The sequence below is a fragment of the Rhizobium sp. PRIMUS64 genome, assembly GCF_023006465.1.
GTDB classification, from domain to species: Bacteria; Pseudomonadota; Alphaproteobacteria; order Rhizobiales; family Rhizobiaceae; genus Rhizobium; species Rhizobium leguminosarum.
This window is the reverse complement of sequence record NZ_JALBGX010000352.1, coordinates 1-381: the sequence shown is the minus strand read 5'-3', so window position 1 is coordinate 381 and position 381 is coordinate 1. Positions and strand designations below refer to the sequence as shown.

Below are 381 nucleotides of genomic sequence, written 5' to 3'. Positions count from 1 at the left end.
CGAAGCTTACAAAGCGGTCAAAGCCAACCGTGGTGCAGCCGGGTGGACGGTGAGACCCTGGAGATGTTTGACAAAGACCTTGCGAGAAATCTCTACAAGATCTGGAATCGGATGTCTTCTGGGGCTTACTTTCCGCCGCCGGTGCGCGCCGTCTCCATTCCAAAGAAGACTGGAGGCGAAAGGGTTTTGGGTGTGCCGACGGTCAGTGATCGGATCGCGCAGATGGTGGTCAAGCAGATGATTGAGCCGGATTTAGAGCCGCTCTTCTTGGGGAAATGTATCCGACTGTCAAATTTGACTTCCTTGGATACCAGTTCAGGCCGCGACAGGTGGCGACTTCACAGCGGAATGAGTTCTTCTGTGGCTATACCCCAGCGGCCA

Annotated in this window: 1 pseudogene; it reads left to right on the top strand. The window is 54.9% G+C overall.

Annotated features, from left to right (window positions below):
• Positions 1-270, top strand: a pseudogene (locus MOV76_RS39530) (group II intron reverse transcriptase/maturase); the annotation flags it as partial.
• Positions 271-381: the final 111 nt, after the last annotated feature.